General features: G+C 72.6%; 11 protein-coding genes. 2 read left to right on the forward strand and 9 right to left on the reverse strand.

The genetic code is table 11. The features are described from left to right. Positions 1–137: 137 nt before the first annotated feature. The 3 genes from WME79_RS36440 to WME79_RS36450 all read right to left on the reverse strand — a co-directional run bounded on the left by WME79_RS36440 (position 138) and on the right by WME79_RS36450 (position 5,470). Positions 138–2,966: a serine/threonine-protein kinase gene (locus WME79_RS36440; protein WP_437524559.1), complete on the reverse strand. Its 2,829-nt coding sequence runs from the start codon at positions 2,964–2,966 to the stop codon at positions 138–140. A gap of 108 nt (positions 2,967–3,074) precedes the next feature. Continuing rightward, a complete protein-coding gene (locus tag WME79_RS36445; protein WP_437524562.1) occupies positions 3,075–4,121 on the reverse strand; it encodes a DUF6268 family outer membrane beta-barrel protein in 1,047 nt (348 codons plus the stop codon). Beyond that, complete coding sequence (locus WME79_RS36450; protein ID WP_437524565.1) at positions 4,118–5,470, reverse strand: alpha/beta hydrolase family protein; 1,353 nt, start codon at positions 5,468–5,470, stop codon at positions 4,118–4,120. The genes WME79_RS36445 and WME79_RS36450 overlap by 4 nt, the downstream gene beginning before the upstream one ends. Before the next feature lie 100 nt (positions 5,471–5,570). Between WME79_RS36450 and WME79_RS36455 the strand changes: the two genes are divergently transcribed. Then, on the forward strand, positions 5,571–6,233 hold the full coding sequence (locus tag WME79_RS36455; RefSeq protein WP_437524568.1) for a TetR/AcrR family transcriptional regulator: 663 nt from the start codon (positions 5,571–5,573) through the stop codon (positions 6,231–6,233). A 62-nt stretch (positions 6,234–6,295) separates the two neighbouring features. Here the strand turns inward: WME79_RS36455 and WME79_RS36460 are convergent, their stop codons facing one another. From WME79_RS36460 to WME79_RS36475, 4 genes are read right to left on the reverse strand one after another with little or no spacing between them, the layout of a single operon-like run. Further along, on the reverse strand, positions 6,296–6,718 hold the full coding sequence (locus WME79_RS36460) for a hypothetical protein (protein ID WP_437524571.1): 423 nt from the start codon (positions 6,716–6,718) through the stop codon (positions 6,296–6,298). Between the two features lie 8 nt (positions 6,719–6,726). Next, complete coding sequence (locus WME79_RS36465; protein WP_437524574.1) at positions 6,727–7,551, reverse strand: hypothetical protein; 825 nt, start codon at positions 7,549–7,551, stop codon at positions 6,727–6,729. Next, positions 7,542–9,593: a hypothetical protein gene (locus tag WME79_RS36470; RefSeq protein ID WP_437524577.1), complete on the reverse strand. Its 2,052-nt coding sequence runs from the start codon at positions 9,591–9,593 to the stop codon at positions 7,542–7,544. Before WME79_RS36470 ends, WME79_RS36465 begins: the two co-directional genes overlap by 10 nt. Positions 9,594–9,606: 13 nt before the next feature. Further along, a complete protein-coding gene (locus tag WME79_RS36475) occupies positions 9,607–10,260 on the reverse strand; it encodes a peptidoglycan-binding protein (protein WP_437524579.1) in 654 nt (217 codons plus the stop codon). 215 nt (positions 10,261–10,475) lie between these two features. Here WME79_RS36475 and WME79_RS36480 point away from each other — a divergent pair, with 215 nt between their 5' ends. After that, positions 10,476–11,072 carry a hypothetical protein gene (locus tag WME79_RS36480; protein ID WP_437524581.1) on the forward strand — a complete coding sequence of 199 codons (597 nt, stop codon included), beginning with the start codon at positions 10,476–10,478 and terminating at the stop codon, positions 11,070–11,072. A gap of 54 nt (positions 11,073–11,126) precedes the next feature. On the opposite strand, the gene WME79_RS36485 is transcribed toward WME79_RS36480, so the two are convergent. Beyond that, positions 11,127–11,861 (reverse strand): ferritin-like domain-containing protein, encoded by a 735-nt coding sequence (locus WME79_RS36485; protein WP_437524584.1) that lies wholly within the window; start codon positions 11,859–11,861, stop codon positions 11,127–11,129. Beyond that, positions 11,858–12,541, reverse strand: a complete 684-nt coding sequence (locus WME79_RS36490; protein ID WP_437524587.1) for a hypothetical protein — start codon at positions 12,539–12,541, stop codon at positions 11,858–11,860. Before WME79_RS36490 ends, WME79_RS36485 begins: the two co-directional genes overlap by 4 nt. Positions 12,542–12,715: the final 174 nt, after the last annotated feature.

The following is a 12,715-nucleotide window of genomic DNA, read 5'->3' on the forward strand; positions in this document are numbered from 1 at the left end:
AGCGGAGGGCTCGCGCTCCTTCAATGCAAGGTCCGTCGCCTCGCCGAGACCCAGCTCCCAGTGGTTCGGCACCACAGCGGCTCGCCACGACGAGCCCGACGGCATCCCGCGGCCTCGGAAGCGGCCTCCCTGAGCGCTCACGAGCGCGACGAGAGCGGGTCGCCCCCGGCGCCCAGCGCGCGGGACGCCCCTTCCCGGATCCCGCGGAGCACCGCCTCGACGTCCCGCTCCGCGCCGAGGGCGAGCCCCCGGTCCGCGAGCGCACGCGCGGCGGCCGGGTCGCTCCCGGCGAGCGCCTGCTCCGCCGCGTGCAGGTAGAACTCCACCGCGAGCCGCGGCTCGCCGCCCCGCTCGAAGTGCTCGGCGAGCACCTTGGCGTCGTGCTCTCCCGCCTGCAGGAGCCACTCGGCGGCGAGCCGGTGCCCGAGCGCGCGATCGTGGTCCGGGAGCATCGCGTAGCAGCCGTCGCGGATGAGCGCGTGCCGGAACGCGTACTCCTCCTCGTCCGAGAAGCGGCTCTGCTCGCGGCGCTCGAGCAGCTCGCGCTGGAGCATCCAGGGCAGCCAGTCGACCGCGAGCGTCGACCCGCCGGCGTCGCCGAGCAGGGCGAGCGCCCCGGTCTTCCAGAACGCCTCGCCGAAGACGCTCGCCGCCCGCAGCAGCCGCCGCGCCTCCGCGGGGATGGCCTCGAGCCGCGCCTCGACCATGCCCAGGATCGTCTCCGGCAGCCTGTCCGCGCGCCCCTCCGCGACCGCCCGGATGAGCTCCTCCAGGTAGAAGGCGTTGCCGCTCGCGCGCTCGACGAGCCGCGCGACCTCGGAGGGCGGGAGCCCGTCGCCGAGCATCTGCCGCACGAGCTCCTCGGCCGCGCGGCGCGGCAGCGCGCCGAGCGTGATCTCGTGGACCTCGCTGCCCTCCCAGAGGACGGGGAAGACCTTCCGCACCTCGACCCGCGCCAGGTAGAGCACCGCGAAGGGCCGGTCGCGGAGCTCCCGGAGGGCCCGCCCGATCAGCTTGAGCGACGCCGCGTCGCCCCACTGGATGTCCTCGAGCACGAGCAGGTAGGGCCCCGCCGCGCACGCCGCCTCCATGAAGTCGAGGTAGGCGAGCGGGATCTGGTCGGCCATCAGGGCCGGGCTCTGCCGCGCCGCGAGGAAGCTCGGATCGGCCTCGCCGGGGAACGGCGTGCCGACGATCTCGCCGAGGAACGCGGCGATCCTCGTCCTCTCGCCCGGCGTCAGCGCCTGGGCGCGGGCGACCAGCGAGAGGAGCCGCTCCCGCTGCGCCGGGGCGGGCTCGCCGCCGGTGATCCCGGCCGCGCCCCGGAGCGCGGAGCCGAGGAGCGAGAACGGCGAGCCCGCGCTCAGCGAGTCGCCGCGGCCGACCGCGACGGTGAGCTCGGGGTGCCGCTCCCGCAGGATCTCGATGAGCTCGTACCGCAGGCGGGATTTGCCGATCCCGGGCGGCCCGGTGATCAGGATGGCGCGGGGCTCGGGCCCGCTGAAGCTGTCTTCGAGGAGCTCGCGCAGGTTCCGGAGCTCCCTGTCGCGGCCGACGTAGGGGCTCGGCTTCCCGAGGAGCGTCCGCGCCGACCGGCCGACCTCGCGCTCCTGCAGCAGGAAGAACGAGCCGGGCCGCGCCGGCTCGATCTCGAACCGCGCGTCGAGCAGCGCCCGCGTCACGTCGTCGATCCACACGGGCGCGGGCGTCCGCTCCGGGCGCGCGTCGCGCTCCGCGAGGGCGAGGAGCGCGGCCGCGCGGTCCATGACCGGGCCGACCGGGAGGCTGCCGGTGTGCTCGGCGCGGCCGGTCGTGAGCACGACGGAGGCCTCCGGCACGAGCTCGCCGAGCTTCAGGGCGCACCGCGCCGCGCGCGCGGCCTGCAGGGCGGCGTCGCCCACGCCGGCGATCGAGAGCACGATCGTCCCGTCGGCGAGCGCGTCCACGCGCGCCCCGAACGGCTGCGCGCTCGTGTAGAGCTTCCTCGTGAGGTCGCTCGGCGCCGCGGCGACGAGCGTGCTGGCCGCGCTGTCGCAGGCCGAGAAGCGCGGCTCCCTCGCGGCCACCAGCGAGAGCAGCCGGAGCTCGCACGCCGTGATCGCCTCGTACAGGACGGGGGGCGCGGCCAGGCCGCTCGTCGGGTCTCGCTCGAGGGCGTCGAGCGCGTCGAGGACGGCCGAGCCGTCGCGCGGCCGCTGCTCCGGGTCCTTCGCGAGCATGCGGGCGACGAACTCGTCGAGCTCCTGCGGCACCTCGGGCCGGAGGTTCCGGACGCGCGGGGGGTCTTCCATGAGGAGCTTCGCGAGGAGGGCCATCACGTGCTGGCCCTGGAACGCGGGCCTGCCCGTGAGGCACTCGAAGAGCACGGCGCCGAGCGAGAAGATGTCGGCCCGCGCGTCGAGGCGGTCGCGCTCGCCGGTGGCCTGCTCCGGGGCCATGTAGCCCGGGGTCCCCATCACCGAGCCGGTCTGCGTGAGCGCGCCGATGGTGCGCTTCATCCGGGCGATGCCGAAATCGAGCACCTTGAGGCCGGCGACCTCACCGCCGACGAGCAGCAGGTTGCTCGGCTTGACGTCGCGGTGGACGATGCCCCGCGCGTGCGCCGCCCCGAGCGCCTCGGCGGCCGCGCGGAGCAGGGCGAGGCTCTCCTCGAGATCGAGCTTCTGCCGGGCGAGGCGCTGCGCGAGGCTCTCCCCCTCGAGCCATTCCATGGCGAGGTAGGGCACCCCGTCGGGGGTGATGCCGTGGGCCACGTGCCGGACGATCCGCGGGTGATCGAGCTCGGCGAGGATCCGCGCCTCGTGCTCGAAGCGGTGCGCGGCGCTCCGGTCGGGCTGGCCGAGGAGCTTGAGCGCGACCTGCACCCCCGTGGCCCGGTCGACGGCGCGGTAGACCGTCCCCATCCCACCGGAGGCCGCGACGCGCTCGAGCTGGAAGCGGCTGTCGATGACCTCTCCCGGGCGCATAAGGCGGAGGATGCACCGGCGTCGAGCCGTCTTCAACGGTCCGGCGGGCGGCCGTCGGTCGGTGTGCGGCTATACGCTCGCGCGGTGCGCCAGGCAGTGAGTCGGGCTTCAGCTCTTCGGGATGCGCCACGTCACGCCGGCGCGGAAGAAGAGCACGTTCGGGATGCTCTGCCCGCCTCCGGGGATACCATCGTCCTCGTCGTTCATCGGCTCGTAGCGACGGAACAGGCTGTGTCCCGCCTGGGCGGTCACCCACACCGACGAGAAGGCGCGCACGCCGAGGGTCACCCCCGCGGTCGCGACCGAGTAGGCGATGTGATCGATGCACTGCTCGGGCCGCGCAGCCCGCCCGCCCTGCTCGGTCGCCGGGTCGTCGGCCGGCTGGGCAGCGCACGGCCACGCCCCGGTGACACGGGGGTCGCGCACGGCGTAGGCGTTCCCCGCCAGGTCAGCGCGCAGGCCGACCTCGACGCGATCCGAGAAGAGGAGCTTCACGGCCGCGAAGCCCGGCAGGAAGGCCTCGACGCGGAAAAGGGGGCTCGGCGTCCAGTCGACGTACGCCGCTGGCAGCGGGAGGAACGAGCCGAAGCTGTACGACGCGAGCGCGCCGCCGCCGAGGACGAGCTTCTCCGAGAGCGTGTGGGTCACGAGCCCGAGCGCGCTGACGCGGACGAGCCCGCCGTCGAACGCCTCGAAGTCGCCCGCGAGCCCCGGCGCCACGCGCAGCGAGAGCGACCAGTCGTTGGGGAGCAGCTGGACGAACAGCACCGGGACGTCGACGGCGTGGAAGGCCCGGAGCTCGTCGAAGCCGGGCGAGGCGCCGGCGTACGAGACCGCCTCGACGTGGTAGGTCGCCCCCGGGATCAAGAACGTCCTCTCCCCGAGGGGGATCGGCACGTTGGCGTTGACCTCGTACGACGAGACCTGCACCCGCACGGGGCGCGGATCCTCGAGCGCGGCGCCCGGCATGTACTGCGCGCTCAGGTCCACGAGATCGGGAAACTGGGCCCACGCCGCGCCCGGCGCGAGGACCGCGACGACAGCGAGCAGCGGCGCCAGGGCGAGGAGCCGCGGGGTGCGCGCGCTCCGGCGGGAGGGGCCCCCGCTTCGACGTTCGTCGGTGGAGCGCGCGGCGGCGCGATCGGCCGGCCTCATCGCGCCACCCGCTCGTCGAGCCAGTCGAAGAGCCGCGCCTGGGCGAGGAGCTGGTTGCCGCCCTGGCAGTGGACCTGCGACGCCGTGCCCGCGTCGAACACCATCATGTGCTTCGGGCAGGTGAGCGCGCCGTAGAGGCGCTCCGACTCGCCTGGAGACGCGTCCTCGGCGCTGCCCTCCATGATCAGCGTCTCGCAGCGGATGTTCGCGACGCCATCGGCGTTGTCGTACTTGCGGAGCTCGTCGATCACCTCGTGCGGCGTCGAGACGCCGTGCTTCCATGTCACGTCGTCGAAGTACCAGCGCGCGTCGGGCAGCACAACCGAGGCGGCGTCGATGGCGCGGTCGAAGGCCGCGGGGCCGCGGCTGTGCAGCTCGAGCAGGCCGGGCATCGACGCGAAGTGGCGCAGCATCGCGTCGCGCCAGCTGACGACGCCCGGGTTGGCGACGAGGGCGCGCAGGCGGCGCTCGCGCGAGGCCGCCCGCGGCGCGAGGTAGCCGCCGAACGAGAGCCCCATCAGGACGAACTTGCCGGCGTCGAGCCGATCGTCGCGCTCGGCAAAGTCGAGCACGCGGCCCACGGGGACCTCCCAGTCGGGCCGGAAGGGGTGCCCGTGGAGGCGCAGCGAGGCGCCCTGGCCCGGGCCGTGGAACGAGAGGACGTGGTAGCCCCGCTGGAGCGCGCCGTCGATGACCCACATGGTGTCCTCGGGCCACGCGTGGAGGCCCTGCTGCAGCACGATCGCGGGCGCGCGCGCCACCCCGGGCGCGTAATGGACGCGGCCGTAGAGCACGCCGTTCTCGTACGGGATATCGACTTGCCGGGAGTCGTAGCCCCGCATGCGGAGCGCCCGCCCGTGCAGATCGAGCCCCGCGATCGTCGCCTCGACCAGGCGCGGGTCGGAGCGATCCGCGTAGCGCATCAGCCCGGCGCGGTGGTACGCGCCCGCGCGCAGGAAGTGCGACGCGGCGCTCCGCGCGTGGCCGCGGGCCTCCGCCTCCTCGCCGTAGCCCTGCACCCGCTTCGCGGTGGCCAGCCACTGGTCGAACCACGACCGCTCGTCGCCCGGGCGGATGCGGGTCGCGGTGTCGAGCACCTCGCCGACGTCGGTCAGCCCCATCGACGCGAGGCCGAGCCAGAACACGATCTGCGCGTCCATCACGGGCTGGCCGATGAACTTGAACCGGTGCCAGACGGGCGCCGCCTGGCCCTGCCCGAGCGTGTCGTCGCCGTGGAACCGCGCGGACGCGACCTCCTGATCGAGCCCGCGGCGGCCCGACGCGAACCCGAGCGCCGCCGCGCCCCCCGCGACCGCCGTGTGGGTGAGGAACCTCCGCCGATCGACCATCGGTGCACCTCCGGCGCTCAACGAAACATATGATTGAAACATTTGTTTTAACAATTGACGCCCGCGAAGCGCATCGTCAAGGTATGTTTCAAACAATCGTATGAACGACCGTGACCCCCTCGCCCCTGCGGACGATCTCGATCCACGGCAGCGGCTCGTGGTCGCGGCGATCGATCAGATCGAGAAGCACGGCATCGGGCAGCTGACGGTGCGGAAGCTCGCGGCGGCGGCCGGCGTCAACATCGCCGCGGTGAACTACTATTTCCGGTCGAAGGAGGCGCTCGTCGCGGCGGCGCTCGAGGGGTCGATCCGGAACATGCTGTCGGACAGCGAGGATTTCCTCGCCCGGATGCCGGGTGATCCCCTGGAGGCGCTGAGCGGGCTGCTCGGCTACTACCTCGAGGGCGGGATGCGGTACCCGAACGTGGGCAGGGCCCTCCTGCACGACGCGTTTCACGCGGACGACTACAGCGGTCCTTTCCCGAAGCTCTTCGCGCCGGTGATGGAGCGCCTGCGCGATCTCGTCCAGGCGGCGGTCCCCGGGCTCGACGAGCGGGCGGCGTCGCGCCGGGTGGTGGCGGCGCTCTCGGCGGTCTTCTTCCCGACGTTCTTCGCGGGGCTTTACGAGGGGCTGAGCGCGCTCGGCTCGCCGGCCGACCGCCTCGCCTACGCGAGAGAGCTGGCGCGGCAGACGCTGGCGCCCGTCGCGGTCCCGGAGCCGGCGGGGCCGTCGCCCCAGGGCAAGCGGTCGAAGCGCGGGTGATCCGCGGGGGATCGCGCGCTCCCGCCAGAGCGGCGGCTAGTCTCTCCCGCGCCCTTGCTCCTTCACTCGCACTGGGGCGGCGACGGCGCAAAGCACTCCCCCGCCGCGTTGCAGTACGTCCTGCCACACTTGAGCTTCGGCTTCGCATTGGGCAGCGGGCCGCGCGCGCCCGGCGAGGGCTTCCTGAGCCCCGCGGCGCTCATGGACGGCGCAGCGCTCGCGGGCGGCGCGGGCGGCGCAGCGCTCGCGGACTGCGCGGGAGCGGGTGCAGTGCCCGGCGGCGCGGCGGTCCCGGGCGCGGTCGCCACCTCGGGCGCCTCCGTGACGGTCCCGGGCGCCGTCGCTGCGACCCCGGGCGCCTCCGCGGCGCTGGACACATCCGGCGCCGCGCGGTCGGGCAACGGCGCCTGGGAGCGACCGCAACCGGAGCTCGAGAACGCCGCGAGCCCCACGGCCACGGCAACGACGCACGCTCGTGAGCTCATCCTGTTCATCACCGATGGCTCCGTGCCCACGCGATCTCGCTCTGCCCGGCCGCGATCGCGTCCATCCACGCCGCGAGCCCCGGATATGCCGCCTTCACCTGCTGCGCGTACCCGGCGAACGCCCCGGGATCTCGCGCGGCCTGAAGCTCGGCGGCGAGCCCGCACGCCTCGGGCGCGAACACGCCGCCGAGCACGCGGAGCCGCGCCGGGTCGACGGCGTCGAGCTCCTCCGGGCCGTGGATCAGGTACTTCATGAGCCTCGGATACCGCAGCGGATCGCCCGGATCGGCGGGGGGCGCGAGCCGGGTCGGATCGGACGGCGGCCGGCGGAGCCACCGCCCGAACGAGCCGGCCGCCTCGACCTCGGGCCGGAGCTCGTCGAGCGACGCGCGCTCCGCGCCCGTGGGCTCCCGGAAGCGCAGCCGTCCGCGGCCGCTCGCGGCGACGTGCGGCGGGGCTCCGTAGAGCAGCACGCCGTCGACCTCCCCCGCCGCCAGATCGTCCGGCAGGAGCTCGGCGATCTCCACGAGGAGCCGGCGGACCTCGCCGGCCCGCAGGCGGAAGCTCGGCGCCGAGAGATCGGCGTCCACCACGGCCGTGGGCGCCTCCTCGAAGAACGGCTCCGCCTCGCCCGGCCGCCACAGCCTGATGCCTATCGCGCCCCGCAGCGCCGCGGGCGACGGCAGCGGCAGCCGCATGAGCGACGCGCCCGGCGGCACGCTGCCGATCGTGATGCCCACGAACATCGGAAAGCCGAGCACATACTGCGGCTCGACATCGATGCCCACGAGGGCCGGGCCCGGAGGTGTGATGTCCGGAGCGCTCACTTCCACGCGAGCCCCTTGTTGTCCTCGAGGTGGACCCGCCTCACCTCCTTGAGGTGCCTGCCGCAGACGTCGCTGCCGGTCTTCCCGGACGTCCCCCGGATGAGGTTGCGCTTGTCGTCCAGCATCCAGTTGGGCCTGTAGTTCATGCAGCACGTCTTGTCCCGCGGCGCGCGGAAGTCGAAGTACCCGCACTTGTGCGGCATACCGAACGCGTGGACGAGCTCATGGACGATGGTCCCGACGATGCGGCCGCGGTACGTCGGCTTTGGCAGGCCGGTGCCCGCGTCGCGGTAGCCGCTGTGGTGCGTGAACATGATGGTCCGGCCGGCGAAGTACTCCTTGCCCTTGGCCGTCACGGTGGGGCTGATACCGGCGGTGTAGAAGGCGCCCGGGTTGAACAGCTTGACCTTCACGTTCGCGGCCATCCCGTAGCCCCCGGGGGTCACGGCGCCGCCCTTCTTCCGGAACCTGGGCGAGTAGTTGAACCGCACCTTGTACGCATGCGCGATCGACCCGTCGCCCGCCGTGAAGTCCGGCTGAGCGTCGTGCTCCACGATCCAGCAGCGCGTGATCGGGCCGGCCGCCGTCGTCTCGGTCTGTACGCTGAACAGGTTGAAGCCGACCGTCTCCGAGCCGGAGGTCAGCTCGGCGAAATCCACGTCGGGGAACGTCCCTGGAACCTCGAAGAACTCGAAGAGGTTGGCGCCCGCGCCGCCGCTCTTCAGCTCGACGTCCCCCTCGAAGACCTTCTCGCCCTTCTTGATCGGCAGCGGATGCGGCTCCATCGCGGAGATGACGCAGAACCAGCCGGGGTTCGACCTGTTCGAGAACACCTTGTTCACGTAGGCCACGCACTCGGTCTCGAGGTCGTCGTCCTTGGGCGCCATGTGCGGCTGGTCCGGCACCTCCCTCTCCGGCTCGCAATCGAGCTGGACGCAGCACGGCTCGAACGGCACGGGCACCTCGTCCATGGGCAGGGCGAACGCGCTCTTCATGCGGACGGACTCGACCCGGATCCGGTGCCACATCGTCATGATGCCGGTCTCGGCGCCGAACCCCTCCACGTCCGTTGCAGCGTCGATGTCTGCCCGGAGGATGACGTTGTCCCCGGCCGTGTCCGGGCAGTGGAAGACGACCTTGCTCTCGTCGCCGACGATCGTCGTCTTCGCCTCGGTCGCGGCCGCGGACGCGAGCGCGAAGCCGGCGACCGCCTCCCAGGGCGGGCTCTTCGCTGGCTTGCCCTCGTTGTCGGCTGCGCGCGAGCCCTTGTGATCCCCCGCGGCGTCATAGTCCTTCTTGTCGACGTACGCCCCCCACGCGGCGTGAAAGCCGGGATCGTCGTTGGTCGGGTCGTCCGGCTCGACGACCGTCCACCGGATCTTCGCGCCCGCGGGGAGCTTCCCCCGCTGGATCGTCACCTTGGCGGTGAGCTGGATGAGCTGCTTGTCCTTGGCCCAGCTCCCGGCGAGGTCGCTGTTGAGGTACACCCGGCCGAGGTGGTCCTGGCTCGTGTACCCGGGCCTCGCCTCGGCGCGCTTCACCCCCGGCGCCCCCGGCGAGATGGGCGCGTGAAGCCCCAGGATCTCCGTGATGGAGACGAGCACGGTGTTCGGTACGCGCAGCGTCGCGCGCGTCTTCTCCCCTTCGGCGACGCGGGGCACGAGCGCCGCGCCCGGCGCGGCGGGCACCTCGCGCGTGAGCACATCGCAGCGCAGGAGCGGACCTCCGCCGAGCTCGTGGACCCGGGTCGGGTAGGGGCTGCTCAGGCTGCCCGTCACGGCGCCGAGGCGCTTCGAGCCGGCGTCGCCCTGATCGTCCCAGATCTCGACGGCGACCGGGATCGCCCCGTTCGCGGCGACCTCGAGCTTCCACGGGATCGCCTCCGCCGTCAGATCGACCTCCCTGGCGCCAGCCGGGATCGGCTTGCTGCGCCCGAAGCGCCGCCCGGCGATGAAGCCCAGCGCATACGGCTTCTTCGCGCCGGCGAGCAACCCGTCGACGCCGAGGACCCTCTGGAGGGTGATCGTGACCGCGGCCGTCTGTGCCATTCGTTCCTCCTCGTCACGCGCCGTCGTGGCGTTTCAGGAGCTTCGCCCGCGTCGCGTCGTCGAGGACCCCGGTCGGCGTCAGCCCCGACGCCGACTGGTACCACGCCACGGCATTGGCCAGCTCGGGCCCGTCCTTGCCGTCCACCTCGCGGGAGAAATAGCCGAGGTTCTTGAGGCGCCCCTGGACGCCGCTCGGGACCTCGATGGGATCGAGGTGCCCGAGCTTCAGCGCCCAGGTGACCCCGCCTGCGCGCGCCGTCTCGTTGCCCGGCGTGTCCGGCCAGGCCGCGAGCTCGGCGTCCTCCAGGTCGGCAGGGATGGGGTGCTCGATGGGGCTCTTGCCGTCCGTCGTGCCGGCGACGACGACGTCGCGGTACGTCAGCTCGTACGCGAACGGCTCCTCGACCTCGAGGAGGAGGCGGAGCATCGTCTTCGGGACCTTGACCGTGAAGACGTGCTTCCCGCCCGTCGGGACCTCGACCTCCTTTGGCGCCGCGTCCGGGATGATGAGGACGTCGCCCGGATAGATGAGGTTCGGGTTGGGGCGCTTCTTCTTGAACTCGGCGTTGTCAGGATGGTTGTAGATGACGCGCCAGTCGGAGAAGCCGTACTTCGGGGCGATGCTCGAGAGGCACTCTCCCTGTCGGACAACATGCTGGTGGGGCATCGATCATCCCATGATCCCGGAGCGAGCATCCGCGAGCAGGCGATGCGTCGAGCAACGTAACTCGCCCGAGCGGCGCCCTCAAGCGCCGCGAACGGGCCGGCGCGCACGGCCGTGAGGAGCGGGGGCGACCGGGGGGCGCGACGGCCAGGCCCCCGCATCGATGCCCTGACCCGCTCCTGGCCCGCGCTTGACTCTCCCCCGCGCGGCGTGATGCCATGGGCCAGGGGCGAATCGAGAACGCGATGCGCGACCGCTGGGGTTTCGGCTGCTTCCCTGACAAGGTGTGGATCGCCCGGCGGTATGATGCGCCGTTGCCAGACGGGGCCAAGGCCCTTCCTGCGCTGGAAGCGACGTGGCGGCTGGAGGCGTGGCTCGCCGACGGCGTCCAGGGCAGGGTGCTCCTCGCCGAGATCGGCGAGGCGCTCGGCTTTCCGGTGTCGGCGGGGCCTGCGCTCGATCCGAGGGCGCTCGGAGCGCGGCTGCGGGAGGCGCTCCTCGACGGCCGCCTCCACGCCTACCGGATGCCGTACGTCGCTTCCGGCGCGCCCTTCGCGCCGCCCGAGCTGATCGAGCGCGACGCGCCAGCTCCTGCGCCCAGGGAGGACAAGACATGGGTCGGGATTCAGCTCATGGACGACGGGGACCCGCCGCAACCTGTCCCGTTCAAGAGATACCGTATCGAGCTGCCGGACCGCTCCGTTCGCGAGGGATTGCTCGATCAAAACGGCCAGGCCGTGATCGTTGGCATCGATGCCGGGACATGTAAGATATCGTTCCCCCAGCTCCACGCGGACGACTGGCGGCCCGCCTAGGCGCACGTTGCCCTCCGGGCGTTGGTCTGGCCCCGGATGCTCTTGCGGCTGCGCTCAGCAATCGAAGAAGCGGCGAAGCCCGGGGCGGATGACCTCCTCGATGGTCTCATCGAGCAACACCCGGGCTTTCAGGCCGCTGCACAGCCCGAGCTGCTCCCCGTCCGGCGGGGCGTCGTGGGCCGGCAAGTGCGCGTGCTCGTGCTCCACGAGGTGCCGGAACGCGACGGGCAGGTAGCGCTCGACCGCTTGCCGCTCTGCCGAGGAGAGCTCCGGCGCGACCTGCTCGAGGAGGCGCCAGCCGAAGCGGGCGTGCCCGACCTCGTCGGCATAGATGCGCGTCAGCAGATCGAGCAGCGGCCCGGGCGGCATCTCCAGCCGCTCCGCGCCGATGAGGGCCACGGCCACCGTCTCGCTCATGCAGCAGATGTGGATCACGTTGCGGAGCGCGGCCGCGCGGGGGGGCGCGTCGCGGTGCAGGGGGAACTCCGGGCGTTCCGGGACGCTCGCGGTCGCCGTCCCGCCGAGGGCCTCGACCACAGCGCCGCAGAGGATACCGTGACGGCGCTCCTCGTCGGCGAAGCCCCGGCACGCCTCGACGAGCTCCGGCGGGAAGCTCGCCTCGGCGAGCTGGCTTGCGAGCGCCTCGAACACGGCCGACGACCCGTGCTCGTTCACCATCCGCGCATGCCAGGTGCGGATCGCCGACGGGAACAGCGCCGCGGGATACCCGCTCACGTCGAAGGCACGCGCGCGCGCCTCGCCGCGGAGATCGAGCGTCGCGGCGTTCATGCGACCTCCGACGGGGCATCATAGGCGTCGAGCGCCGGCGGGACCGGGGGGCCCCAGGGCGTGCAGAACTTCTCGTTATAGAGCTCCGCCTCGGGAGCGACCACGTTGCCGAAACAGCAGACGTGCCGGACGGGCTCGGCGTCTCTGTAGGAGATCGCGTCGGCGCCCACGCCCACGATCAGGGCCGTGCAGCAGTTCACGAACGAGGCGTCTCCAGCGAGGGCCGCCCGCTGCTCCTCGGAGAACACCGCCCCGCGAGCGGGCACGCGCTGCGCCGTGTAGTCGAGACAGCAGTCGAGCTCCGCGCGAGGGGGAGCCTCCGTGTCACCGAGATTCACCTGCTCGGCGCACGCGAGCCCGGTCGGCATGGGCGGCGCGCCGCCCGCGCCACCCGCGCCGCCTGCGCCGCCCGCGCCACCCGCGCCGCCTGCGCCGCCCTCATCGGGCGTCGGGACGACCCCACTCCCCGTCGAAGCTTCCCCACCGCCGCCGGTCGTCGCCCCGACTCCGGTCGTCGCCCCGACTCCGGTCGTCGCACCGCCGGTCGTCGCACCGCCGGCCGTCGCGCCGCCGCCGACCTCCGCCGGGATCTCCTCGTCGGGATCCAGCGGTGACGACTGCCCGCCAGAGACGTAACGTCCGCTGCAGCCCGCCAGAGCGCCATAGGCCAGCGCTCCCATCGCGACCCTTGCTGCTGCACGCAATGCTGCCCGTCTCGTCTCCTCACGCATAAGTTCTCCTCCAGTAAAATAGGCTGTTTGCCGCAGGGCGCGGCGCGGGCCGAACACTCGACCCATGTGCACCAGTGTAGGCGCGCAGCACAGCGAAGAGAATCTGCATTTTCCGCACACCAT

This window comes from Sorangium sp. So ce726 (assembly GCF_051521405.1).
Classification (GTDB): Bacteria; Myxococcota_A; Polyangia; order Polyangiales; family Polyangiaceae; genus Sorangium.

Bases quoted from the DNA above. Each gene is read 5' to 3' on its own strand.
- WME79_RS36440 (WP_437524559.1), bottom strand. From the start codon at position 2,966: ATGCGCCCGGGAGAGGTCATCGACAGCCGCTTCCAGCTCGAGCGCGTC.
- WME79_RS36445 (WP_437524562.1), bottom strand. From the start codon at position 4,121: ATGAGGCCGGCCGATCGCGCCGCCGCGCGCTCCACCGACGAACGTCGA.
- WME79_RS36450 (WP_437524565.1), bottom strand. From the start codon at position 5,470: ATGGTCGATCGGCGGAGGTTCCTCACCCACACGGCGGTCGCGGGGGGC.
- WME79_RS36455 (WP_437524568.1), top strand. From the start codon at position 5,571: ATGAACGACCGTGACCCCCTCGCCCCTGCGGACGATCTCGATCCACGG.
- WME79_RS36460 (WP_437524571.1), bottom strand. From the start codon at position 6,718: ATGAGCTCACGAGCGTGCGTCGTTGCCGTGGCCGTGGGGCTCGCGGCG.
- WME79_RS36470 (WP_437524577.1), bottom strand. From the start codon at position 9,593: ATGGCACAGACGGCCGCGGTCACGATCACCCTCCAGAGGGTCCTCGGC.
- WME79_RS36475 (WP_437524579.1), bottom strand. From the start codon at position 10,260: ATGCCCCACCAGCATGTTGTCCGACAGGGAGAGTGCCTCTCGAGCATC.
- WME79_RS36480 (WP_437524581.1), top strand. From the start codon at position 10,476: ATGGGCCAGGGGCGAATCGAGAACGCGATGCGCGACCGCTGGGGTTTC.
- WME79_RS36485 (WP_437524584.1), bottom strand. From the start codon at position 11,861: ATGAACGCCGCGACGCTCGATCTCCGCGGCGAGGCGCGCGCGCGTGCC.
- WME79_RS36490 (WP_437524587.1), bottom strand. From the start codon at position 12,541: ATGGGAGCGCTGGCCTATGGCGCTCTGGCGGGCTGCAGCGGACGTTAC.